Here is a 25,091-nt window from a genome sequence, read left to right as displayed (position 1 = left end):
ATGAGCACAGAGACAGACACCCCACAGAAAGAGGAAGAGGCCCGCGAGCAACTCATCGACCTCGCGGCGGAGTTCTACGACCAGTTCGCAGACGGCGACGTGCCGCAGATGACCCTCCCGACGCGGACGAAGTCCAACATCGAGTACGACGAGGACAAGGATGTCTGGGTGTACGGCGACCGCACCTCCACCCGATCGGCGAAGTCGGTCTCGGGCGCGGAGAAGCTACTGAAGGCGACCTACACCATCGACTTCCTCGCCCAGCAGTTAGAAGAAGACCGCTCCTCTACCCTGCGTGAACTGTACTACCTCTCCGAGTCCTGGGACTTGGAAGAGGCACAGTTCAACAGCCAAGACGAGTCCAACGACCTCATCGAGGACTTGGAAATCGTCTCAGAAGTCACCCGTGAGGACTTCCACATGCGACCGGAGGAGTCTGGTGCGAAGGTGATGGGACCACTACTCCTTCGGGAGCAGACCAATCGGGGCGACAGAGAGATTCACTGTCAGGAGGACGTAGGACAGGGTGGCTACCAGATCCCGAACAACGTCGATACCATCGAGTTCCTAGAGCACGACGCAGATTTCATCCTCTGCGTGGAGACCGGTGGGATGCGGGACAGACTCGTCGAGAACGGCTTCGACGAGGAGTACAACACCATTATCGTCCACCTCGGCGGCCAACCCGCGCGGGCGACCCGCCGCCTCACCAAGCGCCTCCACGACGAACTCGAACTGCCCGTCGTGGTATTCACTGACGGTGACCCGTGGTCGTACCGCATCTACGGGTCGGTGGCATACGGGTCCATCAAGTCCGCGCATCTCTCCGAATATCTGGCGACGCCGGAAGCGCAGTTCGTCGGCATCCGCCCGGCCGACATCGTGGAGTACGACCTGCCGACCGACCCGCTCAGCGACTCAGACATCAACGCGCTCGAATCAGAACTGGAGGACCCGCGCTTCCAGACGGAGTTCTGGCGCGAGCAGATCGAGCTGCAACTCGACATCGGGAAGAAGGCCGAACAGCAGGCGCTGGCCTCCCGCGGGTTGGACTTCGTCACGGAGACGTACCTCCCCGAGCGACTGACCGAGATGGACGTTATCTGAGAACGGGTTTGTCTGCCGCCAGAACGGTTCTCGGGCGGCGAGAAGCGGTCAGTCGCGGTCCAAGACGACCGGAACGCGGCGGCTAGCGACGTCAGCGGCGAACGCCTCGTCGTCGGCCTCCAGCGAGTCGAACGTGTTGTAGTGTATCGGGAGGACGAGGTCGGGATCCATCGCTTCGGCCAGCTCAGCCGCGTCGTAGCGGTCCATCGTGTAACTCTGTGAGATAGAGGGGACGAACAGCGAGACGTCGAGTTCGGAGTGGCCCGGGAGGACGTCCGAGTCCCCGGGCCAGAACACCCGGACGCCGTCGATCGAGACGAGATAGCCACAGCCGATTCCCTTCGGATGAGTTGGCTCGCCATTCTCGTCCACGTTCGGCCCGTCGGGTTCGTTGTACGCGGGGACAGTCCAGATGGGGACATCGTCGGCGACGAGTTCGTCCTCCATCGAGACTTCTCGAACGTCGTAGTCGAGGTCCGAGAGGCGCTCTAAATCGCGGCTCGTCCCGTGGACGTTAATTCCCTCGAAGGCTACAATTGTCGCGTCGTCACTGGCGACACGGCGGATGCCGTCGGGGTCGTAGTGGTGAACGTGTGTGACACAGACCACGTCGCCGTCTTTCGGGGCGTAGTCGCGCGTCTCGGGGTGGCCGACCCCGGGCGTATCCGGTTCCCACTCGCCGGTGAGAACGCCGTACCGACCGGGGTCGAGATAGACGACCGTGTCTTCGCCCTCCAGTCGGAGCGTCGCGTAGCCGAGCCACTCGGCCGTGATGCCGTCGTGTCTGATAGTCATATCCGTGGTACAGACGGCGACGGTATACGCGTACTGGTCGCGGAATCAGTCGAGAAGGCGAGCAGGTCACTCGCTCTCAGCTAGCCGCGTTACGCGGTCGAGTGAGTCGGCAGTCTCGGCGGTCTTGTCCTCCCGAACAGCGAGAAAACGCGGGAACCGGAGCGCGTAGCCCGACTCGTAGTTCGTCGAGGACTGAATCTCCTCGTAACCCACCTCGAAGACGAGTTCGGGGGAGAAGGTCACGTCGCGGCCCTCGCTCGCGGTGACGTGGGGTTCGAGTCGCTCGGTCAGCTCGTTGAGTTCCTCGTCGGTGAGACCGGTGGCGACGTTACCGACCGTCGCGTAGCCGTCCTCGGTTCGCACGGAGAGTTCGAACGTCCCAAAGACGTTGGCCCGTCGACCCTCGCCCCACTCACCACCCGTCACCACGCAGTCGAGCGTCTCCACGTCGGGCTTTCGTTTTCGCCAGTTCTTCCCGCGCTTGCCCGGCGTGTAGGCTGCCTCGGGGTCTTTCAGCATGATACCCTCGTGGCCCGCGTCGAGAGCGGCGGTCTCGATATCGGCGATTTCGTCGGCGTCGTCGGTGAGCCACAGGTCCGAGACGGTCTCCTCGGAAACGAGCGAGTCGAGGGTCGCGTGGCGCTCTCGGAGCGGCGCGTCGAGTAAGTCTTCACCATCGGCGTGCAGACAGTCAAAGAGGTGAAGGCGAACCGTCACGTCCTCGCGGGCCGCCGCCACGTCGTGTTTCCGGCGGAAGCGCCGTAGCACCTCTTGAAACGGGAGCGGGTTGCCCGCGTCGTCTACCGCGACCACCTCGCCGTCGAGGATGGCCGGCGCGTCGAGCGATTCCGCCACGGTGGCGACGATTTCGGGGAGCGGGTCGGTCACGTCTTCCATGTTCCGCGAGAAGAGGGTCGCCACCTCGCCGTCGAAGTGGATCTGCACGCGAGCGCCGTCGTACTTCCACTCGACGGCCGCTTCGTCCCAGTCTTCCAGTGCGTCTGTGACAGTACCGGCCTGTGCGAGCATCGCTTGGACGGGGCGGCCGACTTCGAGGTCGATGGTGGCGAGTCCGGATTCGCCCTCGTCGCGGGCCACCTCGGCGACGTAGCCGTAATCGTTCGAGACCTGCAGGGCGCGCTCGACGGCTTCGACCGGCACGTCGAAAGCCGCCGCGATAGCGTCCCGAACGGTGCCGTCGCCGACGCCGATGCGCATCTCCGAGAGGACGAGGCGGGCGAGATATCTGGCTTCGTCGGCGTCACAGCGATTGAACAGGCCAAAGAGCATGTCGACTTTCGTCTCCTGACTGCCGTCACCCGCGACCGCCGCGAGGGCCGATAGCTCGCGGGCCACTTCGTCGACGGTGAGGGCGTCGCGCCCGTTCTCGCCCCCGCCGAAGGCGGCCAACCCCTGCTGGCCGCCGAAGTCGTAGCTCGCCGCCACGTCGCCGATTTCGCCCCGCTCAGCCAACCGTTGCTCGACGTCGTCGCTGCTCACGTTCTGCCCGGCGGCCCGAGCGATTGCCTCGTAGCAGAGGCGCGGGCCAATGTCGAGCGTGGTCGAGGCGTGGGCGGGAAACACTCGCCCCTGCACGAAGCGAGCCAGCGTTTCGAGGTCGTCGTCCGCATCGGCCAGTAGCGCCGTGACGGACTCGGTGATGGCCGTATCGGCGCTCTCGGCCTCGATGGTGGCGGCGCGGTCGGCGAAGGCGGCGAACTCCATCGGTCACCCCTACCGGACAGGCGACCGTAAACCCAGCGTCACACGGTTGGCTGTAGCTGTTTTTCGACGGACGATCTCAGTCGAGTTCGACCTCGACCGCCACCACGTCGCGTCGACCCGACGCCGCGTACGGCGTATCGAGTTCGCCCGGTGACTGGAAGTCATAGCCGAGTCGCTGATCGCCGTTCGTGTCCTGATGCGCGACGAGGACGACCGACCGGCCCTCCGCCGGCACCTCGTCCAGCTGGATGGTCACGCTATCGTGCGACCCGGGTTCGAGGTAACCCGAGACGCCGAGCACCTCACCATCGGTGTCGTCAGCGCGGACGACGACGAATCCACCCGATGAGAGCGACGCCTGATCGACAGTCAACTGGCCGCCCTCGACGGTCGGCTCCGTCACCGTCATCGACGCCACGGGCGAGGAGAGCAGGACGAACGCGACGTAGGCGACCCCGAGCAGTATCGCCGCGTGTTTCGCGCCGTCTTTCAGCGTCCCTTCGCCCAACTGCCCGCCGATAAATCCGGTCAGCACCGCCTGGACGAGCGCAGTGTGGAAAAAGACCAGCGTGTATGCCGCCTTGTCGACTTGTCCGAGCCGCGCGAACTGGTCGACGCCAACGCCGAGTCGGTTCGAGGATTCTGGTACCGGCACGGAGGAGGGGAGACTCGGCACGAGCACCTCCTGTACCGCGACGATGATGACCAGAAACACCAGAAAGGAGACGTAGATAACGACGAGGTAGGTAAGCATCTCCTGTCGGCGGCGACGCCGGAGCCGGCGGTCCGCGCGGGACTGCGAGGCGGCGATGCGTAACACTGGGCCGAGTTCGCTAGATGCCCGGATTGAGTTGGTCAGCAACGCCACGACCCGCGAGATAGAGGTCGTCCGAACGCGTTGGCCGAAGCGGACGAGGGCATCGTCGGCGTTGGCCCCCATGCTGATATCGGCCCAGATTCGGTCGAGTTCCGTCGAGAGGACGCCGACGTCGCTCCCGCGAACCCGCCGGAGGCTCTCGACGAAGGTCATTCCCGCCTCGTTGAGACTCGCCAACCGTTCGAGCAGTTCGGGCGTCGCCGTTTCGATCCGCCTGATGCGGCGGGTGTAGACGGTACGGACGACCGCGAACGAACCCAAGACGAGGAGGACCGACTGCACGACGAGGTCATCTAGCAGCCTGATATTTACTGTCTCGGTCTGGAAGGCGACCGGCACACGGACCGCAAAGAGCACGATAGCGACCGGAACAGCCACGTAGAGGACCCGCGTGGGGTGCCAGACCACTGACCGCACCGGCGACCGGAACCCCCGTTTCAGCCACTTCAGTCGGTCGTATAACTGGAGACGAGCCACGTTAGCGCGCTCGCCCGGGACGACCCCGCCGTCGGTGCGCCCGGAGTGAGACTGCGCCGCGGTCGGTCGGCCGAACGTCGCCGTCTCGTGGTCGTCGAAACTGTCGCTCGTCCCGGAGTCGCCGATGCCGAGCGCGTCAAGTTTCTGGCTCAGGAACACCATGAACCCCAGGTTCCCCAGCGGAATAGCGAGATAGGCGAGCAACTGGAGGAGCGCGAGCGTATCGGCCGTCGTCAGGCCGAACACGAGCAGTATCGTGATGAGGAACAGGACCCCGGCGACGAAGATAGTGACGTACCCCTCGGCGATGGTGGCCAGCGACTCCAGCAGGTCGGCCTGTCGCTGTTCTGCCTCCTCGTGGTGGCGCTCGTACTGGTCGCGGAGGAACGTCGAGAGCGACTGCCCGCTCTGGAGGACGCTCCCGAGGTTATCCGAAAACGTCTTGAACTGCTCGCTGGGCGTCCGCCGGGAGACGCGTTCGAGCGCCGTGATCACGTCCCGGCCGAACAGGTCCATCTCGCGGACCGCGACGCTTATCTCGCGGGCGGTGTCGCCGTAAATTTCATCGTTCCGAGCGAGGATTCCCATCACGACCGGGAACGACATCCCGCCCCGGGAAAGCGCGTACATGAACGCGATGGTGCGAGCCATCCCCTCGTCGATGTTGCGCTGGCGCACCTCGGCGGTACTTTTCGGCATCTCCCAGCGCATCGTGTAGGTCAGTGCGGCGATGAGGACGCCGAAGAACACGCCGCCGGCGACGAGAATGGCGAGCGTCTGCGTCGGACTCAGGATCAACTCGAACCCGACGAGCCCGACCGCGCCGGTTATCGTCCGCGGCAGGCCCATCGACAGTTCGACCAGCGTCGGGACCAGTAAGAGGAACCCGCCGACCGTGTAGGCCCCCGCAATCGCGCCGCCGACGGCGGCGAGGCCCGTAAACAGGAGTGTCCGCGCAGCGTAACCGCGATAGGTACGGCCGATGTAGGCGGCCTCCAGTTGGCGTTCGCGTTCCGGTGACGACCGGACGTACCGGCCGAACAGCCGGCGTGCGAGGCGCGTCAGCCGGTCGTCGACCCCCTCGTGGACCGTCCCGAGACCGACGAGTGCGAGGATAGCGACGACGACGGTAAGCGGTGCCAGTCCGAGCGGATTCAACGCCATGTCAGACCGTCACGTCGTCCCCGATTCGGGCCATGACTTCGTCTCTGTCCGCGTAGTACTTGTTGACCATCGCCGTGAACTGGCGGAAGTCGTCGACGCCCTCCCGCTGGAGATACCGCAGAAAGCGCTGTCGATCGTTCATCTCGCGGAGAAGCTCTGAACGCTTCCAGCCACGCTCTTCTCGTATCTCGTCTAAGAGGTCGCTGTTGCGCTCCTCGAAGCGGTCTTCGGTCGCCTGCCAGGAGTACGTATTCGAGTAGTCGAGTTCGCCGGTCCGCTGGTCGATGCCCTCGATCTCGGCCAGCGTCTTCGCCCGGCGAACCCGCTCGTCGCCCGAGCGACCGAGTACCTGCACGCAGAGGATGTCCAGACTCTGGACCATCGGACGCGGGACGTTGATGGGTTCGTTCTCCAGTCGGTTGATGACCGTCTGCACCGAGTCGGCGTGCATCGTCGAGAACGTCGTATGGCCGGTGTTCATCGCCTGAAATAGCGTGATAGCTTCCTCGCCGCGGACCTCGCCGACGATGATGTACTCCGGGCGGTGGCGAAGCGCCGACCGCAGGAGGTCGTACATCGTGATGTCCGAGTCGTCCAGTCGCTCCCGCGTCACCGACGAGAGCCAGTTGTCGTGATACAGTGACAGCTCGCGGGTGTCCTCGATAGTGAGGACTTTCGAGCGCGGCGGGATGAACATCGCCAGCGCGTTCATCGAAGTCGTCTTGCCCGCGGCCGTCCCGCCGGCGAAGACGAGTGACTTGTTGGACTCGATGGCGAGCCAGAGGTACGCGAGCATCTCCAGCGAGAACGTGCCGTAGTTCAGCAGGTCGATGGGGGTGAACGGCTCGTCGGCGTACTGCCGGATGGTAAAGGCAGACCCACGAGGGGTGACTTCCTCACCCAGGGCGAGTTCGATACGCGATCCATCCGGCAGCGTCGTCGAGACGACCGGGTCCGAGACGGAGACGTGTCGCCCCGACCGCTGGGCGAGTTGGACGACGAAGTTGTCCAGTTCCGTCTCGTCGAAGACGACGCTGGACGCGATGTCGGTGTATTCGTCGTGATAGACGAACACCGGGAGGTTCGGACCGTCACACGAGATGTCCTCGATAGCGGGGTCGTGAAGCAACGGATCGATGTGGCCGTAGCCCAGAAACGAGCGATAGAGGTAGTAAAAGAGGCGGTAGAACGTCTCGGTCTCCACGACGACCCCGTACTCCTCCAGTCGGTGGCGCACCTCCGCCGCGAGCGCGCCCTCGGGGTCGTCCTCGACGTCCTCGCGGTAGATGAGCGGCCCGCGAACGTCCTCGAAGAGGCGGTCCAGCAGTTCGGCTTCGACATCGGTCAGCGAAGGCTCGACGACGTGGTAGCGGTGCTCGTTACTCTCGGGGTCGCGGTTGATGGAGACGAACGCGAAGGGCGCGTTGAGCCAGTAGCGCTCGACTTCCTCGTAGCCCGCAAGGCCGTCGAACGCCACCAGACTGTCGTGGCGGGCCGGGTCGTAGTTCGATTCGGGTACCGCCGACCCGGACAGCAGCGTCGCCGTCCGGGAGAGCCACCCCTGTATCGCGTCAAGCGGCTCGGTCAGCGCGTCATCGGCGTCAGGGGAGTCGGAATTAGACATCAGTGGCGAGAGGCGGAGGCGTCGATACCCCCAGGTTACCTGCGATTTCGCAGCCACCTACTTAAAATTCGCTCGCCAGTTCTCAGTCTTCGTACTCACGCCGTGAGACTCCGTCACTCATGTTCGGTCGGTCGTGAGCAAGAGATAGGCGAATATGGCGGCGACGGCCGCACCGAGAGGGATCGTCGTGCCGGGGAAGTAGCGGAAGAACAGCGCCGTCGCCGCGAGCGTGAGGAGGGCGACGAGGCCAAGCAACCCGCCGAACAGCCGAACCGGATCGGCCGGCAGCGCCGCCGCCACCCGGTCTTCCTCGAAGTAGTAGTAGAGGCTGAGCGCGAACGGAAACGCGAACGCGACGAGGGCGGCGAAGCCGAGGTCGCCGGCCAGCGAGAGTTCGGCGGCCGACTGGAAGTCCGCGACCTGCCACGCCCAGAGGAACGGGCGTTCGTTCGGGAGCGTCGCGCCGAAGATGAACTGAAACCGGAAGGGGAGAAAGCGAAGCGCCACGACGGTCAGCCCCGACACCTCGAAGACCGAAGCCGACCACGGCGCGAGCGCGACCAGCCACGTCGAGAGCACCGCCAGTTCGCCAGCGTACTCAGATTTGACCCACGCCATCCTTTTCACCAGTACCGACAGGCACCGGGTAAAAGCTACCGGAAAGACGGTGACATGAGCGTTGCGGTGCTGCCGTCGCCGTTACGTTCATTGCGACGGACTACCAACCGTCACGTATCCGAATGAGGCGCGACTACTTCACCGTCGACGTACAGAGCGACCCCGACGACGGCACCCCGACCATCAGCATCGACTACGACGGCCCGGCGGGGGTCCTTCGCGAGCGCCTCACGACAGGAACAGAGGGGACGCTCGACGCCGGCGAGATCGACGTCGTCTTCCGCAGACAAGCCGACAGCGACAGCGGCGTCCTCTCGCTGACGAACCGCCTGACAGGCGAGTTCGTCCTCGAAGTGTCCGCGGACACAGACGACATGACGGCGCTCGTGACCACAGCAGAAGGCCGCGAGGACGACGGCCAGTACGAAGTCAGACTCACCGACAGCGACGGCAAGTCGCTGGTCTACGAGAAACGGACGCTGCTCGTCTACGACCACGACGGCAGTCTGCTCCGCCAGCGGAGTCTCATCCCCGGCGGCGTCGAACTCTAAGGCGAGAGCCGCCTCTCGACCGCTGGCAAAACGTCCGTCACGTCCGCACGGAGAACCCAGTCGGCCGCGTCGTCTTTCGGCGTCTCCTCGAAGTTCACGACGACCAGCGTCGCGTTTGACTGGGTGGCGATGTCGGGTAGCATCGCCGCCGGATTGACCGACAGTGACGACCCGACGGCGAGGAACACGTCGCTCTCGCGGGCCAGTCGCTGTGCCTCGTCCATCGCCACGTCCGGCAGAGCTTCCCCGAACAGCACCACGTCGGGGCGGTAGACGCCGCCGCAGTCACAGCGGGGCGGTACCTCGCCGTCGGCGGCGCGCTCGAACGCGTCCACGGCGGGTAGTCGGTCGCCGCAGTCGTCACAGCGGACTCGGCGGTGGGTCCCGTGGAGTTCGACCACACGGTCGGTCCCCGCGTCGTCGTGGAGGCCGTCGATGTTCTGCGTGAGGACGGCGTTGAGGTGGCCCGTCGACTCCATCTCGGCGAGGGCGACGTGGGCCGCGTTCGGCTCCGGGTCGAGGCCGCCGTAGAGTTCCTCGCGGAGGTCGAGTCGGTCGCGCCAGAACCCATCGGGGTCGGCGTCGAGTCGTCGCCGGTGGAAGGTCATCGGATCGAAGCGGTCCCAGACGCCGTCCTCGCCGCGAAACGACGGGATGCCCGAGGCCGTCGAGACGCCCGCGCCGGTCAACGCGACCACACTGTCAGCGTTCTCGACCGCGTCGGCGACGGCGTCGAGGGTCTGTTCCGAGAGACCGACTCCGTCGACGTGTTCGTCCATACGTGAGGCCTCGGACCGATGCAGTAAAATTCGCGCGGTCGGACGATGGCCCCCTGTGGCTGACGAGGCGTCGAGACTGGCTATCGAACCGTCCACATCTCGGCCGGATTATCGACGTTCACCAACGGCTCGCCGGTCGAAGTCGCGGCGGGGCAGACCGATACAGACGGATTTAAACCGCCACCGCACCGCACTCCGCATGACATGCGATTACATGAGTATCAGGCGAAGCAGGTCTTCGCCGACGCGGGAGTCCCCACGCCCGCAGCGAAACTGGCCGAGACAGTCGACGAGGCCGTCGAAGCGGCCGAGGAGATCGGCTATCCGGTCGCCATCAAGGCACAGGTTCACGTCGGCGGCCGCGGGAAGGCCGGCGGCATCAAACTGGTCGAGGACAAAGAGGAGGCCCGCGAGGCCGCCGAGGACATCATCGGGATGGACCTCAAGGGCTATCACGTCTCGACGGTGCTCGTCGAGGAGGCCGTCGACTTCGTCAACGAGCTGTACGTCGGCGTAACGATGGACCGCGGCGAGGGCAAGCCGGTCGCCATGGTCTCGACGAAAGGCGGTGTCAACATCGAGGAGGTCGCAGAAGAGGACCCCGACGCCATCGCGCGCGAGCACATCGACCCTGCCTTCGGGATGCACCCGTTCCAGGCCCGGAAAGTCGTCTACGAGGCCGGCGTCGACCGTGACGTGGCCAACGACGTGGCCTCGGTGCTGACGACGCTGTATCAGTTGTGGGACGACCGCGACGGCAGCGACGTCGAGGTCAACCCGCTGATGATTACGAGCGACGACGAGGTCATCGCCGCCGACGCGGTGATGAACGTCGACGACGACGCCCTGTTCCGGCAGCCCGAACTCGCCGAGATGAGCGAGGAGGCCGCCGAGGGCGACGAACTCGAACAGAAGGCAGACGAGTACGACTTCGACTACGTCCGTCTCTCGGGCAACGTCGGCATCATCGGCAACGGCGCGGGCCTCGTGATGACGACGCTCGACCTCGTGGACCACTACGGCGGCTCGCCCGCCAACTTCCTCGACGTCGGTGGCGGCGCGAAGGCCGACCGCATCGCCAACGCGCTCGACATGGTGTTCTCTGACGAGAACGTCGATTCTGTCGTCTTCAACATCTTCGGCGGCATCACCCGCGGTGACGAGGTGGCACAGGGCATCAACCAGGCTCTCGAACAGTTCGACGAAATTCCCAAGCCCGTCGTCGTCCGCCTCGCGGGGACGAACGCCGAGGAGGGGATGGAGATTCTGAACGAGGACCTCGTGACGGTCGAGCACACGCTGGAGGACGCCGTCCAGCGTGCGGTCAACTACGCGGAGGAGGTCGAACAATGAGCGTTCTAGTCGACGAAAACACGCGCGTCGTGGTGCAGGGTATCACCGGTGGGGAAGGGAAGTTCCACACCGAACAGATGATGGAGTACGGGACCAACGTGGTCGCCGGTGCCGTTCCCGGCCGAGGCGGACAGGAAGTCGCCGGCGTGCCGGTCTACGACACGGTCCAGCAGGCCGCCCGCGAGGAGGACGCCAACGCCTCCGTCGTGTTCGTGCCGCCCGCGTTCGCGGCCGACGCCTGCTTCGAAGCGCTCGACGCGAAGGGACTGGACCTCGTCGTCGCCATCACGGAAGGCGTCCCGACCCAGGACATGTCCCGCGTCTACCGCAAACTGCAGGAGACCGACACGCACCTCATCGGGCCGAACTGCCCCGGTCTCATCACGCCCGGCGTCGCCAAACTCGGCATCCTGCCGGGGAACATCTTCTCTTCGGGTAACGTCGGACTGGTCTCCCGGTCGGGGACGCTGACCTACCAAGTCGTCGACAACCTCACCGAGCGCGGTCTGGGCCAGTCGACGGCCGTCGGTATCGGTGGCGACCCCATTATCGGGACGGACTTCATCGACGCGCTGGAACTGTTCGAGAACGACCCCGACACCCACGCCGTCGCCATGTGTGGCGAAATCGGCGGGGAGGACGAGGAGGAGGCCGCCCGCTACATCGGCGAGCACATGGATACGCCGGTCGTCGGCTTCATCGCGGGCCGCACGGCCCCGCCGGGCAAGCGCATGGGTCACGCCGGCGCAATCGTCTCCGGGAGCGGCACCGGTACCGCCGAGTCGAAGATCAACGCGCTGGAAGACAACGGCGTCCCGGTCGGCGACACGCCGGAGGAAGTCGCCGACCACGTCGAGGACCTGCTGTAACGGCGACGTTCCCGAGACTTCTCTTCTTTCTTTGAACCAAGCGAGTAGTGGAGTCGAGCGCGGGTTCGATAGACGAACGAAGTGAGTCTATCGGCATCCCGGTCGGCGACACGCCGGAGGAAGTCGCCGACCACGTCGAGGACCTGCTGTAACCCGCCCTTTCTTATCCTCGCTTTTCGTACGTGCGCTGAATGACCGAGCAGGGGACTCCGTGGACCGTCGTACTGACCGGGCACGAATCGGGAGGTATCGCCGAACTACCGACGATGCTGGGAGCGTTCGACGACCTGCGCGCGGACCCCATCGAAGAGGGGGGCCTGCTCGGTCGACTCGACGCGGGCGGCGTCGGCGCGGTCGTCATCGGCGATGCGCTACCGGCACAGGACGCCGTCGAGACGTTCGAACGCGTCCGCGAACACGGCGCGTCGCTACCAGTAGTGGCGGTCGGCGCGGACGCCACCGGAGAGCGAATCGAGACCGCGCTGTCGGCCGGGCTCAGCGACTACGTCCGCTGGCGGGACGAGGACAGCGCAGGGGAACTGGCCGCTCGACTGCGCGCGCTTCGCACGACGCCCTCGTGCGATGGCGTGGCGGCGGCCGACCGCTGGGAGCGCATCGTCAGGGGTGTCGCTCACGACGCGAAGAACCCACTGAACGTCGTCTCCGGCCGACTCGAACTGCTCGACGTCGAGGAGACGCATCGAGACGCGATGACGCGGTCGGTCGGCCGCGTCGAGACGCTGCTTGACGAACTTCGGGCGGTCGCGATTGCCTCCGGACCGGTCGCCGAGACCGAATCTATCGCCCTCGCCGGTGCGGCCAAACAGGTGTGGGCCGGGATGGACGCGAACGAGGCGACGCTGAACGTCGAGACGACGACGAGCGTCGAGGCCGACGCGGACTCGCTCCGTCTCGTCCTCGAACGCCTCTTCGAGAACGCCCTCGTCCACTGCGGTCCCGACGTGACCGTCACGGTCGGCGACGCCGACGGCGGCTTCTTCGTCGCCGACGACGGGCCCGGCATCCCCGTAGAGGACCGGGACGAAGTGCTCGAACAGGGCTACAGCATGGTCCCGGGGAACGAAGGCTACGGTCTGTTCGTCGCCGCTCGGGTGGCGGCCGAACACGGGTGGACGCTCGACCTCGCCGAGAGCGAGGCGGGCGGGGTACGTGCCGAGGTGCTGTTTCGATGATATCTACTGGGGTAGGTGCGTCTGAATCGGGTCGCTGCTCGCCCATCGACCGGTCAAATCGAGAACTGAGAATGGACAGTTGACCGGAAAACCGCCCGACGTAACGGTTTTCCGGCGGAACGAACCGGGAGACGTGAACGTTCCGGTGTAGCTATAAGGCCAGAATATGAACGTTCGGATATGCCCCACACCTGCCGGAACTGCAAGCAGACGTTCAGCACGGAACTCGAACTCGAACTCCACATCGACACCTGCTCGGACGGGCAACTGTACTGTGACGACTGTGGCGACCGGTTCGCCGAGCGAGCGGCCACAGAGGACGGCTGGCACTATCGCTGCCCGAACGATGACTGCGACGGGAGCGGCATCGACGACGACATTCACCGCGTATCGGACGCACGCATCGTCAAGCAGTAAGTAGCTGAACGGCAGTAACGGTACTCATTCTCTATCGCGAGTGGTCTCTGTGACCGCCGCGATTCGAGCGCACGCTCTGCCACAGACCGGTGCGTAGCCGGCCGCGAGCGGTGGTATCTCGAACCCGACGACGGAACCGTCGGGGTGTGGGTCGACGAAGTGACCGGTCGCGGGGACGCGCGCGACGGTCCACGTCCACCGATAGTTCTCACAGGTCTCGATATCGAAGCGAAGCCAGAGACCGCCGACGACTCTGACACGCCCGATAGTTCCGGTTCGGATGTGTCGCTCAGCGCAGTCGACGGCGGTTATCGAGGGTCCCCACTCGGACCACCGTTCGGTGTCTGTTAGCACCTGCCAGACCGCTTCGACCGGCGCATCGACGACCCGTCGGACGACAACGCGGCGTCCGTCCGGGGTTGCCGTCAGTTCGACCGCGGTGTCTCCCAGTGTGCACGCCATTATCAGACGAGATAGGACGGGACCAAGGTATAGGTTGGTCCGGTCACAACCGCCGGCACGATGATAGAGGCCCGCGATCTACGGAAGGAGTACGGCGACTTCGTCGCCGTGAAAGGGAGTACGTTTTCGGTGGGAAAGGGCGAGGTATTCGGCGTTATCGGACCGAACGGGGCTGGGAAGACGACCACGCTGAAGATGCTCGCCGGTCTGCTGGAACCGACCGCCGGCGACGCTGAAATAGCCGGACTGGATACCGAAACGACGGAGATGCGCGAGCGACTGGGCTTTCTCCCCGAAGAGTCCCCGCTGTACGAGGAGATGACACCCATCTCTTATCTCTCCTTCTTCGCAGACCTCTACGACGTTCCCGGCGATATCGCCGAGAGACGGATGCACGAGACGCTTGATGAACTGGACTTAGAGCACCGCGAGCGGAAACTCGGCGACATGTCCAAGGGGATGAAACGGAAGGTAGCCATCGCCCGGTCGCTCATCAACGACCCAGACGTGCTCGTCTATGATGAACCGGCCTCCGGGCTGGACCCGCTGACGACAAACTACGTCATCGAGTTCACCGAACAGTTAGCGAAAGAAGGGAAGACCATCGTCTTCTCTGCACACAATCTCTATCACGTCGAATCGATCTGTGACCGCGTCGCCATCATGAACGAGGGGGAGATCGTCGCCCGCGGCGATCTCGATACGCTACAGGCCGAGTATGGCGAGACGCGCTATCACGTCTACACCACCGTCGAAGTGCCCGACGCCGCGAGGGAGAACGGTCACTACCACCGCGTCGTCGAGAGCATGGACGCCGTCGAGGAGACCCGTGGCACGGCCGAGTCCGCGGGCGGAACGGTCGTCGATATCCGAACGGAAGAGTCCAGTCTGGAGGATGTGTTCCTCAACGTCGCGGAGTCGGGGACGACGGGGAGCCGCTACGTCGGGGAGGACGCGGCGTAGATGCGACGGGACAAGGTCCTGCGCGTCGCGCGCTGGGAAGTCACGAAGAATGCGGGCGGCGTGGATAAACGGACCGTCGCCATCATGGCGCTCGCCATCGTCTCGATGGGCGCGGTCGCCGGTCTCGCCGTCGCCGGCGGCACGACGGGACTGGACGCCGGCATCTACCGCGTCGGCGTCGAGGAGTCGAGCCCGTACTACGGCGTTGCGGCCGATGACGGGAGCTTCCGCGTACAGGACCCTGACCCCCAGGCCGTCCGCCGAGGCGAGCAGGAACTGACCTTCGTCGGAACACAGCGCGTAACCGAGATACGGTCAGCGAAACAAGCGGCCGCCTTGACCGCGCTCCGCGACAGCACCGAGCGGTACAACGACCGGCGACTCGCCCGCGACGACAACCAGACGGCGGCGTTCCCGGTGGCCGTGACGCTCGTCTACGCGGAGCAAGACGGCGTTGAGTCGTTCGGTAGCGACGGCGGTGGCGCGACTGGTGACGGCGGCACCAATGGCGGTGACGATGCCACTAGCGATGCGGGTGGTGGTGCGGGGACCAGCGGCGATGCCGGAACTGGCGACGGCGACGGTGGCGGCGCGGCCGGTGGTGGCGGTGCGAACCTCGGCGGACTTGGCGCGCGGCTGACTGGCGACGTACAGGGCGGGACGCCCTCCGATATCTCGCCGCCGTTCCCCTTCGAGTCGCTGGTGCTCGCCTTTCTCTACATCGTCCCCATGAACTTCGTCATCCAGGCGTACGGCTCGTCGATGCTCTCCGAGCGGTTGAACCGGCGAGGCGAACTCCTGTTGGTGACGCCGGCCTCTCGCGGTGACATCATCACTGGCAAGACGCTGCCGTACTTCCTGGGCGCGATGGCCGTGGCGACGGCCATCACAGCGACGCTCTTCGTAACGGGAATCGCGCCGAGCGCGAGTCCGATCGCCGTGCTCGCGGTGTTGCCCATCGCCTTGCTCTTCCTCGCGGCGACGTTCTGCGGCGCGATGTTCGCCCGGTCGTTCAAGGAGCTCACGTTCGTCACGGTCACGATAACCGTCTCGCTGACCTCCTACGCGTTCGTGCCGGCCATCTTCACCGACGTGACGCCCATCGCGCTCATCTCGCCACTGACGCTCGTCGTGATGGACCTCACCGGGCAGTCGGTCGACCTCGCGTCGTTCGCGTTCTCGACGGTGCCGCCGCTGTTGACGGCGCTCGTCCTCTTCGGCCTCGGTGCTGGCCTCTACCGGGAGGAGGACATGTTCACCCAGCGCCCGATCCCGCTGAAGGTCCTCGACTCCCTGTCGGGGCGCATCTCCTCGCGCAAGAGTGCGGTGAAAATGAGCGCCATCCTGCTCCCGTTCGTCGTCGTCGCCGAGTTGACCGCAATCGCGTTCCTGTTCGTCCTCGATTCGGTCTCGCTGAACCTCTTCGGGACGAACCAGACGCTCGGCGTCGTCCTCGTCCTCCTCGTCGTCGCGCTCATCGAGGAGGTGGCAAAGAGCCTCCACATCTACGCGGGCTACGTCAACGCCCGGTACGAGCGAACGCTCCGGTCGGCGATCGGCCTCGGCGCGCTCTCGGGACTGGGCTTCTTCATCGCGGAGAAGGGGCTGCTCATTACCCGCCTCTCGAATCTCGACGAACTGCAGATCGGTAACGCCGCTCTGCAGGGCGCGACGCTGCCGTCGGGCGTCCCGCTTTGGCTGGTCGCGCTCCTCTTCCTGTTCGCGCCGCTGGCTCTGCACGCGGTGACGGCGGCAATCTCCTCGATCGGTGCCCAGCGAGGCCGGATAGCCTACGCCGCCGGAATCGGTGTCGCCGTCCTCGTTCACTTCGCCTACAACCTCACGGTGGTGACCACCCTTGTCTGAGGACCGCCCGTGGTACCGCGACCCGCGACTCGTCGTCGCTCGCCGGGACGTGGCCTCGCTCTCGCGCGAGAAGACCATCGTGCTGGCCCTGCTCATCCAACTGTTCGTCGCGGCCTTTTCCTCGTTCCTCGTCGTCGGCCTCACGTCGCTGTACGACCCGGGCTCCGTCTCGACGGGTGAGGTGGAGATGGCCGTCACTGGCGAGGCCCACGACGCGCTACTCGACGCGGCGCGCGAACAGGAGGGGTCGAACGTCGTCCATTACGAGAATCCGAACGAGGCCAAACTGGCGTTTCAGGAGGGTCGCGTAGATGCGCTGTTGCAGGCCGAATACGTCGATAGCGCCGCGAGCGACGGGCGGCGCGTCGCCGTCACCGCGCGCGTCCCCGAGGGGTCGATTCGCTCGACGCTCATCGTCGTCGAGGTGCGCCGCGTCCTGAATACGCTCGAACGGCAGGTACGGACCGAGCGAGCCGACTCGCTCGACGCGCCGCCGGTCCCGCTCCCGTCCGAGGTCGCCGCCAGCCCGTACTTCGGCTTCACCTACACCGTGTTGATTCCGCTGCTCCTCTTCCTCCCGCCCTTCATCAGCGGGTCGGTGGCCGTCGATACCGTCACCGAGGAGATGGAGCGAGGAACGCTCGAACTGCTGCGCGTCGCGCCGGTTTCGCTCGTCGACATCGTCGACGGAAAGGCGCTCGGCATGGTTCTCATCGCCCCGTTGCAGGCGCTGCTGTGGGTAGCACTGCTCACGGCGAATGGCATCCCGGTGTCGAACGTCTCGCTGCTGCTCCTGTTCGTCACCGCCATCGCAGTGGTGGTCGTCACGCTCGGTGTCACGCTGGGCGTGTCGATGCAACGCCGCCGCCCGGCGCAACTGCTGTACTCCGTGCTTACCCTCGTCGTGTTCGGTGCAGCAGTGGTCCTCCCCGAGCACCCAACGACGACGGTGGCGAAACTGGCCGTCGACAGTCCGACGCTGCTGACCTACGGCCACGTCTTCGGGAGCGTCGCGCTGGCTGTCGCGGCCTACGCGGTGGCCCGACGCTACGTCGCGGGTGTGAACGCCGACGCACTCTGAGCCCTGTGCTGCGAACGACACGTCCCGACCGCCGCGCCACTTTTGTCCGAAGCGGTCCGCCTTTGCGTATGGAGTACACTACCCTCGGATCCACCGGCACGGAGGTCAGTCGCCTCTGTCTGGGCTGTATGAGCTTCGGCACTTCGGACTGGCGCGACTGGGTCCTGGACGAACCCGAGAGCCGCGACATCATCGAGCGGGCCATCGACCTCGGCATCAACTTCTTCGACACCGCGAACATGTACTCGCGGGGCGAGTCCGAACGCGTCCTCGGCAACGTCCTCGCCGACTACGACCGTGACTCGGCCGTCGTTGCCACGAAGGGGTTCTTCCAGATGGACGACAGCAACCCCAACTCCGGCGGGCTCTCGCGGAAGGCCCTCGAACAGGAGCTCTCGAACTCGCTGGACAGGCTCGATATGGACACCGTCGACCTCTACCAGATTCACCGCTGGGACTACGACACGCCAATCGAAGAGACGCTTCGCGCGCTCGACGACGCGGTGCGGCGCGGCGATATCCGATACCCCGGCGCATCCTCGATGTGGGCACACCAGTTCGCCGACTCGCTACGGGTGAGCGAGCAGCAGGGACTCGAACGGTTCGAGACGATGCAGAACCACTACAACCTCCTGTATCGGGAGGAAGAGCGGGAGATGCTCCCGCTGTGTGACAGCGAGGGCGTCGGCGTGATGCCGTGGAGTCCGCTGGCCCGAGGCTACCTCACTCGGCCCCACGGGGAGTTCGAGGCGACTACGCGCGGCCAGTCTGACGACCACGCCCGCGAGCACCCCTATTTCGAGGGCGGCGGCCGCGAGGTGAACGAGCGCGTGCAGGAACTCGCCGACGAACTCGACGTCACGATGGCACAGGTCGCACTGGCGTGGCTCCTCGAGAAGGAATGGGTCGATACGCCCATCATCGGAACGACGAGTGTCGAACACTTAGAGCAGGCCGTCGAAGCGCTGGACATCGACCTCGACTCGAGCGACGTGGCGTGGCTGGAAGAGCCGTACGAGCCTGTGAGAGTGTCGGGACACGAGTAGGGAGACTCCGAGCGGAGCGAGGGGCGTGAGCGGAGCGAACGGCCCTCGAAAGCGAACGAGGAGCGAAGCGACTCGTGAGCAGGCACGTTCTCGGAGAGAGTTCAGGGAACCCGTCCGCCCGGCGTTCCGGGTTGGTCCGTGCCGGCCTGTTCGTGCGTGTGGTGAAAAAAGCGGACCAACGGCGTCCGGTCGTCGTCGCTGACCGGTTGAAAGCAGACCCGCTGGAATCGGTCGTTGTCCAGCAAGTTCACCATCACGCCCTCGTCGTGAACTGAGACCGACTCGAAGTCGGCACCGCAGACGGGACAGATGACCGGCTCGCTTGTCTCTCCGGCGGTGTCACTGGTCTCGCTCTCGCACTCTTGGTCGTCGTTCGTCCGTCCGCCGTCGCTCACGCGCGCACCTCGTCGGCGATTCGGCGTATCGTCTCGTAGTCGGTGTCGTCGTAGGCGATGAGCCGCACGTCCGAGAGCGATTCGGGTTCGAACGCGGCGATTTCCTCGCAGATGATGCGGACGCCGGACTCGAAGTCGAAGCCGGCGATGCCACAGCCGATGGCGGGGAGGACGACCGACTCACAGCCCAGCGCGTCGGCCTCCGCGAGGGCGTTTCGGGTGGCGTCGCGGATGCTCTCGTCCGTCGACTGGCCGCCGGGTGGCATCGCCGCGGCGTGGACGACGTACTCCGCGTCCAGTTCGTACGCGTCCGTCGTGGCGACGCCACCGAGGTCGACTGGACCCTTGCTAACGGCTTCCTTTTCGAGGCCGGACCCCGCCGCGCGCTTGAGCGCTCCCGCGACGCCCGAACCCATCCGGAAGCTCGTGTTCGCGGCGTTGACGAGTGCGTCCGCCGACTGTGCGGCGATGTCGCCCTGAATCACCTCGAACTCCATGTTCGGGTGTGTGACCGACTCCCCCATAGAATTACGGGCCACAGCGAGGCCCGGCAGACTGATTGCCTTACCGCTCCGAGTTCGGCACGTGCTTTCGGTGACGCCGCTCTCCGCGACCGTGACTGACGCCTGCTTCTGTCACTGGCCGGTCGAGACCGACGCCCTCACCCGGTCGATACCGGACTGGCTCACCATCGAAACGGCCGACGGCGACGCGTGGGTGACGGCGCTCGCGCACACCGTCAGCAGCGTCGCCTCGTTTGGCGTCGAGGTGACGAAGCCAGCCCGCGCAGTGAACGTCAGAACGTACGTCCGCGGCCCGAACGACCAGCGCGGCGTCCGCTTTCTCGCGCTGTTTACCGACGACGCACTCACGACCGCGACGGCCGCCCCGCCGCTCCGCCTTCCGTACCGCGATGGCGTGCTCACTCACGAGACGGACGGCGGTGGGTTCCGTTCGCGGCGGACCCTCGACGTGGACGGTCAGCGGGCGCTCGACCTCCGTTACACCCCCGACAACGGCGAGGCGACGACGGCCCCGCCAGACTCGCTCGCCTCGTTTCTCGTCGAGCGCCAGCGGTACTTCACGACGGACCCGTTCGGCACTCGTCTCGTCGGAAGCGTGGGCCACGATCCGTGGCCGCTTCGGACTGTCGACGCCGACGTACAGGGGTCGCTTCTGCGGACGCTCGGCTTGCCCGACCCGACGGGCAAGCCGCTCTTTCACTACAGCCCCGGCACCGAGTTCGCCCTCGCGCCGCCGCGACCGTTGTGGCTCGATTAGTTCCTTCCAGAACGTTTACAACTGACCGAGTGTGGATAGTTGATACAGTGAGCGAACGGGACGGGAACGTGAATCGACTCGGCGGGTGGGCCGGCGTCGTGTCGGTGCTATCGACCAACGCCGCGATAGCCGGGGCGACGCTCGCCTCGTCGTCGTTCGCGTGGGGCGACCACGCGCTGTCGAATCTCGGGCAGCCCGGCGACCCCGTGGCGACGCCGGTGACGACGCTGCTGTTCGACGGCGGCCTCGTCGTCGGGGGACTCGTCGGCCTACTGTTTTCGTACACGCTCTGGACGGGAAGCGCGAATCTCGTGGAACGAATCGCGGTCCTCCCGCTCTGTGTCGCTCTGCTGGGGATGGTCGGCGCCGGTATCTTCCCGTACACGCAACCGCTTCACGGCCCGGCGGCCGTCACGCTCTACCTCGCGTCGATGGTCGCCATGGCGGTGTACGCCGTCGGTAACGCCCTCACCGGTGCTGTCCGGCGGGCCGCGGGGACCGTCGGGCTGGTAGCTCTCCACGTCGGCATCTGGTGGTGGTGGCTCTCGGGCGGCGGACTGTCGCGTGGCGGCCTCGCTATCCCCGAGCTGCTCGGCTCGCTGCTGTTCAGCGCGTGGGTGCTCTGGACCGCTCACTGGCATCTCCGCGGCCCACGGGCAGCCGATACCGACGCTCAGTTTCAGCGATGATTTCGGGGACCAAACAGCTAAGAGAGCACCTCGTCTGTTCCAGTTCGATATGACTGCCATCGAGACGAGCGACCTGACGCGCCGGTTCGGGGACGTCACTGCGCTCTCCGGGCTCTCCCTATCAGTCGAGGCGGGCGCACTGTTCGGGTTGCTCGGCCCCAACGGCTCCGGGAAGACGACCACTATCGAACTGCTGACCGGGCAACTCGAACCGACGAGCGGGACCGCTCGCGTCGTCGGCCACGACCCAGTCACGGAGCCGATGGCCGTCCGGGAGGCCATCGGTATCCTCCCCGAGCGCGAGGATCCGCCGAGTTTCCTCACGCCGCGGGAGTACCTGACGTTCGTCGGCGAGGTGCGAGAAATAGCGGGAATCGAGGAGCGAATCGACGAGTGGGCCGACCGACTCGAATTCGCGGGCGTACTCGACGCCCTCTCGACGGGTCTCTCAGAGGGCGAACGCCAGCGCGTGATGCTCGCGGCCGCGTTCCTCCACGACCCGGATCTGGTGTTCATCGACGAACCGCTGGTCAACTTAGACCCCATCATGCAAGAACGGGTCAAAGAGCAGTTGGCGGCGTACTGTTCGCGGGGGAACACGCTCTTTCTCTCGACGCACTACGTCGACGTCGCGGCGGAACTGTGTACGCACGTCGGCATCGTCGACGACGGCGAACTCGTCGCCGAGTGTGACCCGCGCGGGATGACCGAGGAGGAACTGCTCGCGTACTTCATCGAGGAGGTCGGCGGCGACCCCAATACTGTGGAGGCGCGGGCGTGACCGGCACACTGTTCCGCTGGATGCTCCGCGAGGAGTGGCGACTGCACAGCCACCTCTTCGGCGGCGGCCGCTTCGCCGCGTTCCCGATAGCTATTACCGTCCTGACCGGCGCGGGGACGTGGCTGCTCGGTCTGACCGGAACGGCCCCCGAAGCAGTTGCCAGCGGCCTCGTCGCGCTCGTCGGCTTCGTTGGCCTGCAGGTCGGCACGATTGGTCTCGTCGGCCGCGACGCGCTCCGGGACGTGTTGGGCGATACGACGCTGCTGGTGTTCTCCGCACGGACGCTCCCCATCTCCTGGCGTCGCCTGCTCGCGACCTTCCTCCTGAAGGACGTCTGTTACTACGCCGGGTTCGTCCTCACGCCGGCCGTCGTCGGCTACGGCGTCGTCGCCGTCGCGGAGGGGACCGCGCTTCTCCCACTCGTCCGGCTCTGGGTCGCCGTCGTCGCCGCGTTCGCCTTCGGCGCATCGCTAAGTCTCGCGCTGGTCGCGCTCGCGGGTCGGAGTCGGGTAGCGTTGCTTGGCGTCCTCGCGGTCGGAGCGGCGGCCGTCAGCGGCGGGTTCGTGGACATCGTCGCGTACACGCCCTACGCGCTGTACGTCGGCGGAACGCTCGAATCGGTCGTTCGGAGCCTGCTTCCGACGGCGCTGTTGGCCGTGCTCGGCGTTACACTGTTCGAACCGGTCGAGAACGGCTCGTCGGGTCGTCACCGTCGCGCTGATGGTCTGTTCACGGGCGTCTCGGACCCGCTGACGCGACGGCCGCTCCTGTCGGTCGCCCGCTCCTCGGGTTCGGTCGGGAAGGTCGTCTTCTCGATGGGCGTCCTCTTCGCGGTGACGGCGCTGTTGCTCGACCGGATAACGGCGGCGACGGGAATCGAACCGCAGCCGGGCATTGCCTTCGGGACGTTGCTGGGACTGGGCGCGTTCACGACCTACAGTTGGGTGACGCAGTTTGACGCGCCGCGGGAGTACCTCCGGTTTCCGGTGGACTACGAGAGCGTGTTCGCGGGGACGCTCCGGGCGTATCTCGTTCTCTCGCTCTCGACGGCGGCGGCGTACCTGGCCGTCGCGTCGCTGTGGTATCCGGTCGCTCAGTTGGCCGTCGGTCTGTTCGTGGTGCCCGGCGTCGCCGTCTACGTCTTCGGCGTCTCGGCGTACCTCACGGGACTAGCTCCCAACGAACTCCTCTTCGATACGGCGCTGTTCGCCTGCTTCGGGGCAGCGCTCGCAGTGCTCGCGGTCCCGCTGCTGGTTGCGGCGCTGGTCGTCTCTATCGCGCCGTCGTTCGCTGTCGTCGTCGCAGTCGCGCTCTCGGCGATCGCTGGCGTCATCGGATGGTGGCTTACCGGGCGGGCCGGGCCGCGGTGGGAACGCCGGTTCCGAACCGTTTAATTTTCTCACATATTTCCGACCTCTAACTATAAGTAACGAAGCGTTCTCTAGGCGAAAGTACGAGCCACGATGGCAGCGGATACAATCAGGACACTGGTCGTCGACGACAGCGAGTTCTTCGCACAGATGACAGCTGAGACGCTAACCGAGGAGCACGACATGGAGGCCGTCGCCGAGCACAGCGGGACGGACGCACTCTCTCGACTGGCCGACGAGGAGTTCGACTGCGTCGTCAGTGACTACGAAATGCCCGAGATGGACGGGCTGACGTTGCTACGAGCAATCCGGGAGGACGATCCCACGTTACCCTTCATCCTTCTGACCGGCCGAGGCGACGAGGAGACGGCCAGCGCCGCCATCGCCGCCGGGGTGGCCGATTACCTCCTCAAACTCGAAGTCGTCGAGGACAAGCAGTACGGCCGACTGGCCAACCGCATCGAGAGCGTCGTCGGACAGGACCGAACCCGTCGGAAGTTCGAGTCGCTGGTCGAGAACTCCCCCGACGGCATCGTGCAGGTGGCGACCGACGGGACGATTCTCTCTTCGAACCGAGCGATGGCTGCCCGTCTGGACCGGGACACCGACTCGCTGGTCGGCGAGCACCTGACCGACGTGATGGACCCGACGGCGGCCCGGCGCAGAGTCGCCGCGGTCAGACAGGCGGTCGAAACCGGCGAGACGCAAGAGTTGGAGGACTCGGTGAGTGGTCGACACTACCAGACCCAGTTCGTCCCCGTCGAGAGCCACCGCCAGCGAGACACCGTCCAACTCGTCGAGCGCGACGTGACCGAACGCGTCGCCCGCGAACGGGAACTGGAGCGACAGAACGAGCGACTGGAGGAGTTCGCGAGCGTCGTTAGCCACGACCTCCGGAACCCGCTTAACGTCGCCCAGAGCGCGGTGGAGCTGCTGGAACCGCGCGACGAGACGGAAACGGACTTACTGGCGAAAGTGGATCGGTCGCTCACTCGGATGAGCGAGATAATCGAGGACGTGCTGACGCTGGCCCGTGAGGGGCGCACCGTCGACGACCCGGAACGCGTGACCGTCGAAGCGCTGGCCACGGAGGCGTGGGCGTGGGTCGAGACCGGCGACGCGACGCTCTCGGTGACGGCTGACGCGACCATCCTTGCCGACGCGACTCGCGTCCACGACCTTTTTACCAACCTGTTCCGGAACAGTGTGGAACACGGTTCGACGAGCAGTCGGGCGGGGTCAGACGACGGCGTCGAGCACAACGACGAATCGGTCGCCATCGAAGTCGGTTCGCTCCCGTGTGGCTTCTACGTCGAAGACGACGGCGTCGGCATCAGCACGTCGGAGAACGTCTTCGAGATGGGGGAATCCTCCGGCGACGGCACCGGCATCGGTCTCGCTATTGTCTGGCAGGTCGCACAGGCCCATGGGTGGTCTGTCGGTTTAACCGAGAGCGAGAGCGGCGGCGCGCGCTTCGAGTTCACCGGCGTCGAGTTGGCCGACTGAGACGGACTGCTGCAGTTCGGTACCGGATCGACCGCGCGATGTCGTGCGGTCGGTCTGGGAAATAGCGACAGCAGTCCGTATGAGACGGGGTTTTTGCGTCTC

24 protein-coding genes are annotated in these 25,091 nt (G+C 65.6%); 15 read left to right on the top strand and 9 right to left on the bottom strand.

Going from position 1 to position 25,091, the window contains the following annotated elements:
- Positions 1 to 1,107: a DNA topoisomerase IV subunit A gene (locus E4S61_RS04515; protein WP_135302697.1), complete on the top strand. Its 1,107-nt coding sequence runs from the start codon at positions 1 to 3 to the stop codon at positions 1,105 to 1,107.
- A 48-nt stretch (positions 1,108 to 1,155) separates the two neighbouring features.
- On the opposite strand, the gene E4S61_RS04510 is transcribed toward E4S61_RS04515, so the two are convergent.
- From E4S61_RS04510 to E4S61_RS04490, 5 genes are all read right to left on the bottom strand, one after another.
- Positions 1,156 to 1,902, bottom strand: a complete 747-nt coding sequence (locus tag E4S61_RS04510; protein WP_135302696.1) for an MBL fold metallo-hydrolase — start codon at positions 1,900 to 1,902, stop codon at positions 1,156 to 1,158.
- Positions 1,903 to 1,968: 66 nt separating this feature from the next.
- Complete coding sequence (ligA, locus tag E4S61_RS04505) at positions 1,969 to 3,627, bottom strand: ATP-dependent DNA ligase LigA (protein ID WP_135302695.1); 1,659 nt, start codon at positions 3,625 to 3,627, stop codon at positions 1,969 to 1,971.
- Positions 3,628 to 3,703: 76 nt separating this feature from the next.
- The gene (locus E4S61_RS04500; RefSeq protein WP_135302694.1) at positions 3,704 to 6,145 is read right to left on the bottom strand and encodes a type II secretion system F family protein; all 2,442 of its coding nucleotides are present in this window, start codon (positions 6,143 to 6,145) and stop codon (positions 3,704 to 3,706) included.
- A gap of 1 nt (position 6,146) precedes the next feature.
- Positions 6,147 to 7,769, bottom strand: coding sequence for a type II/IV secretion system ATPase subunit (locus tag E4S61_RS04495; RefSeq protein ID WP_135302693.1), 1,623 nt, complete (start codon positions 7,767 to 7,769; stop codon positions 6,147 to 6,149).
- 117 nt (positions 7,770 to 7,886) lie between these two features.
- Entirely contained in the window at positions 7,887 to 8,387 is a 501-nt protein-coding gene (locus E4S61_RS04490; RefSeq protein WP_135302692.1) for a TIGR04206 family protein, read from the bottom strand.
- A gap of 122 nt (positions 8,388 to 8,509) precedes the next feature.
- Between E4S61_RS04490 and E4S61_RS04485 the strand changes: the two genes are divergently transcribed.
- The gene (locus E4S61_RS04485) at positions 8,510 to 8,938 is read left to right on the top strand and encodes a DUF5793 family protein (RefSeq protein ID WP_135302691.1); all 429 of its coding nucleotides are present in this window, start codon (positions 8,510 to 8,512) and stop codon (positions 8,936 to 8,938) included.
- Here the strand turns inward: E4S61_RS04485 and E4S61_RS04480 are convergent.
- Positions 8,935 to 9,717, bottom strand: a complete 783-nt coding sequence (locus E4S61_RS04480; protein ID WP_135302690.1) for an NAD-dependent deacylase — start codon at positions 9,715 to 9,717, stop codon at positions 8,935 to 8,937. The genes E4S61_RS04485 and E4S61_RS04480 overlap by 4 nt on opposite strands.
- Positions 9,718 to 9,921: 204 nt before the next feature.
- Between E4S61_RS04480 and sucC the strand changes: the two genes are divergently transcribed.
- From sucC to E4S61_RS04460, 4 genes are all read left to right on the top strand, one after another.
- Positions 9,922 to 11,070: an ADP-forming succinate--CoA ligase subunit beta gene (gene sucC / locus E4S61_RS04475; RefSeq protein WP_135302689.1), complete on the top strand. Its 1,149-nt coding sequence runs from the start codon at positions 9,922 to 9,924 to the stop codon at positions 11,068 to 11,070.
- Positions 11,067 to 11,939, top strand: coding sequence for a succinate--CoA ligase subunit alpha (sucD, locus tag E4S61_RS04470; protein WP_135302688.1), 873 nt, complete (start codon positions 11,067 to 11,069; stop codon positions 11,937 to 11,939). The genes sucC and sucD overlap by 4 nt, the downstream gene beginning before the upstream one ends.
- 191 nt (positions 11,940 to 12,130) lie before the next feature.
- Positions 12,131 to 13,132 carry a sensor histidine kinase gene (locus E4S61_RS04465; RefSeq protein WP_135302687.1) on the top strand — a complete coding sequence of 334 codons (1,002 nt, stop codon included), beginning with the start codon at positions 12,131 to 12,133 and terminating at the stop codon, positions 13,130 to 13,132.
- 180 nt (positions 13,133 to 13,312) lie between these two features.
- On the top strand, positions 13,313 to 13,549 hold the full coding sequence (locus E4S61_RS04460) for an HVO_2901 family zinc finger protein (RefSeq protein ID WP_135302686.1): 237 nt from the start codon (positions 13,313 to 13,315) through the stop codon (positions 13,547 to 13,549).
- A gap of 24 nt (positions 13,550 to 13,573) precedes the next feature.
- Here E4S61_RS04460 and E4S61_RS04455 read toward each other — a convergent pair whose 3' ends face one another.
- A complete protein-coding gene (locus E4S61_RS04455; protein WP_135302685.1) occupies positions 13,574 to 14,011 on the bottom strand; it encodes an SRPBCC family protein in 438 nt (145 codons plus the stop codon).
- Between the two features lie 60 nt (positions 14,012 to 14,071).
- Between E4S61_RS04455 and E4S61_RS04450 the strand changes: the two genes are divergently transcribed.
- The 4 genes from E4S61_RS04450 (at position 14,072) to E4S61_RS04435 (ending at position 18,967) form a co-directional block, all read left to right on the top strand.
- Positions 14,072 to 14,974 (top strand): ABC transporter ATP-binding protein, encoded by a 903-nt coding sequence (locus E4S61_RS04450; protein WP_135302684.1) that lies wholly within the window; start codon positions 14,072 to 14,074, stop codon positions 14,972 to 14,974.
- On the top strand, positions 14,975 to 16,840 hold the full coding sequence (locus E4S61_RS04445; RefSeq protein WP_135302683.1) for an ABC transporter permease: 1,866 nt from the start codon (positions 14,975 to 14,977) through the stop codon (positions 16,838 to 16,840).
- The gene (locus tag E4S61_RS04440) at positions 16,833 to 17,921 is read left to right on the top strand and encodes an ABC transporter permease (RefSeq protein WP_135302682.1); all 1,089 of its coding nucleotides are present in this window, start codon (positions 16,833 to 16,835) and stop codon (positions 17,919 to 17,921) included. The genes E4S61_RS04445 and E4S61_RS04440 overlap by 8 nt, the downstream gene beginning before the upstream one ends.
- Before the next feature lie 68 nt (positions 17,922 to 17,989).
- Positions 17,990 to 18,967 carry an aldo/keto reductase gene (locus E4S61_RS04435; protein ID WP_135302681.1) on the top strand — a complete coding sequence of 326 codons (978 nt, stop codon included), beginning with the start codon at positions 17,990 to 17,992 and terminating at the stop codon, positions 18,965 to 18,967.
- Positions 18,968 to 19,068: 101 nt separating this feature from the next.
- Here E4S61_RS04435 and E4S61_RS04430 read toward each other — a convergent pair whose 3' ends face one another.
- On the bottom strand, positions 19,069 to 19,362 hold the full coding sequence (locus E4S61_RS04430; RefSeq protein WP_245180583.1) for a hypothetical protein: 294 nt from the start codon (positions 19,360 to 19,362) through the stop codon (positions 19,069 to 19,071).
- Positions 19,359 to 19,859: a macro domain-containing protein gene (locus E4S61_RS04425; RefSeq protein WP_135302680.1), complete on the bottom strand. Its 501-nt coding sequence runs from the start codon at positions 19,857 to 19,859 to the stop codon at positions 19,359 to 19,361. Before E4S61_RS04425 ends, E4S61_RS04430 begins: the two co-directional genes overlap by 4 nt.
- Before the next feature lie 88 nt (positions 19,860 to 19,947).
- Here E4S61_RS04425 and E4S61_RS04420 point away from each other — a divergent pair, with 88 nt between their 5' ends.
- The 5 genes from E4S61_RS04420 (at position 19,948) to E4S61_RS04400 (ending at position 24,989) form a co-directional block, all read left to right on the top strand.
- On the top strand, positions 19,948 to 20,643 hold the full coding sequence (locus E4S61_RS04420; protein ID WP_135302679.1) for a DUF2071 domain-containing protein: 696 nt from the start codon (positions 19,948 to 19,950) through the stop codon (positions 20,641 to 20,643).
- 47 nt (positions 20,644 to 20,690) lie between these two features.
- On the top strand, positions 20,691 to 21,332 hold the full coding sequence (locus tag E4S61_RS04415) for a DUF998 domain-containing protein (protein WP_167768414.1): 642 nt from the start codon (positions 20,691 to 20,693) through the stop codon (positions 21,330 to 21,332).
- A 49-nt stretch (positions 21,333 to 21,381) separates the two neighbouring features.
- A complete protein-coding gene (locus tag E4S61_RS04410; protein WP_135302677.1) occupies positions 21,382 to 22,113 on the top strand; it encodes an ABC transporter ATP-binding protein in 732 nt (243 codons plus the stop codon).
- A complete protein-coding gene (locus E4S61_RS04405) occupies positions 22,110 to 23,507 on the top strand; it encodes a hypothetical protein (RefSeq protein ID WP_245180579.1) in 1,398 nt (465 codons plus the stop codon). The genes E4S61_RS04410 and E4S61_RS04405 overlap by 4 nt, the downstream gene beginning before the upstream one ends.
- A gap of 69 nt (positions 23,508 to 23,576) precedes the next feature.
- Positions 23,577 to 24,989 (top strand): sensor histidine kinase, encoded by a 1,413-nt coding sequence (locus E4S61_RS04400; RefSeq protein WP_135302676.1) that lies wholly within the window; start codon positions 23,577 to 23,579, stop codon positions 24,987 to 24,989.
- Positions 24,990 to 25,091: the final 102 nt, after the last annotated feature.

Origin of the sequence: Haloarcula amylovorans (genome assembly GCF_004681185.1) — an archaeon.
Lineage (GTDB): Archaea > Halobacteriota > Halobacteria > Halobacteriales > Haloarculaceae > Haloarcula > Haloarcula amylovorans.
The sequence above is the reverse complement of the archived record's forward strand: the minus strand, read 5'-3'. Positions and strand labels throughout refer to the sequence as shown.

Excerpts from the sequence above, each read along its gene's own strand:
- E4S61_RS04515 (WP_135302697.1), top strand. The coding sequence starts at position 1 with ATGAGCACAGAGACAGACACCCCACAGAAAGAGGAAGAGGCCCGCGAG.
- E4S61_RS04510 (WP_135302696.1), bottom strand. The coding sequence starts at position 1,902 with ATGACTATCAGACACGACGGCATCACGGCCGAGTGGCTCGGCTACGCG.
- ligA (WP_135302695.1), bottom strand. The coding sequence starts at position 3,627 with ATGGAGTTCGCCGCCTTCGCCGACCGCGCCGCCACCATCGAGGCCGAG.
- E4S61_RS04500 (WP_135302694.1), bottom strand. The coding sequence starts at position 6,145 with ATGGCGTTGAATCCGCTCGGACTGGCACCGCTTACCGTCGTCGTCGCT.
- E4S61_RS04495 (WP_135302693.1), bottom strand. The coding sequence starts at position 7,769 with ATGTCTAATTCCGACTCCCCTGACGCCGATGACGCGCTGACCGAGCCG.
- E4S61_RS04490 (WP_135302692.1), bottom strand. The coding sequence starts at position 8,387 with ATGGCGTGGGTCAAATCTGAGTACGCTGGCGAACTGGCGGTGCTCTCG.
- E4S61_RS04485 (WP_135302691.1), top strand. The coding sequence starts at position 8,510 with ATGAGGCGCGACTACTTCACCGTCGACGTACAGAGCGACCCCGACGAC.
- E4S61_RS04480 (WP_135302690.1), bottom strand. The coding sequence starts at position 9,717 with ATGGACGAACACGTCGACGGAGTCGGTCTCTCGGAACAGACCCTCGAC.
- sucC (WP_135302689.1), top strand. The coding sequence starts at position 9,922 with ATGCGATTACATGAGTATCAGGCGAAGCAGGTCTTCGCCGACGCGGGA.
- sucD (WP_135302688.1), top strand. The coding sequence starts at position 11,067 with ATGAGCGTTCTAGTCGACGAAAACACGCGCGTCGTGGTGCAGGGTATC.
- E4S61_RS04465 (WP_135302687.1), top strand. The coding sequence starts at position 12,131 with ATGACCGAGCAGGGGACTCCGTGGACCGTCGTACTGACCGGGCACGAA.
- E4S61_RS04460 (WP_135302686.1), top strand. The coding sequence starts at position 13,313 with ATGCCCCACACCTGCCGGAACTGCAAGCAGACGTTCAGCACGGAACTC.
- E4S61_RS04455 (WP_135302685.1), bottom strand. The coding sequence starts at position 14,011 with ATGGCGTGCACACTGGGAGACACCGCGGTCGAACTGACGGCAACCCCG.
- E4S61_RS04450 (WP_135302684.1), top strand. The coding sequence starts at position 14,072 with ATGATAGAGGCCCGCGATCTACGGAAGGAGTACGGCGACTTCGTCGCC.
- E4S61_RS04445 (WP_135302683.1), top strand. The coding sequence starts at position 14,975 with ATGCGACGGGACAAGGTCCTGCGCGTCGCGCGCTGGGAAGTCACGAAG.
- E4S61_RS04435 (WP_135302681.1), top strand. The coding sequence starts at position 17,990 with ATGGAGTACACTACCCTCGGATCCACCGGCACGGAGGTCAGTCGCCTC.
- E4S61_RS04425 (WP_135302680.1), bottom strand. The coding sequence starts at position 19,859 with ATGGAGTTCGAGGTGATTCAGGGCGACATCGCCGCACAGTCGGCGGAC.
- E4S61_RS04410 (WP_135302677.1), top strand. The coding sequence starts at position 21,382 with ATGACTGCCATCGAGACGAGCGACCTGACGCGCCGGTTCGGGGACGTC.
- E4S61_RS04400 (WP_135302676.1), top strand. The coding sequence starts at position 23,577 with ATGGCAGCGGATACAATCAGGACACTGGTCGTCGACGACAGCGAGTTC.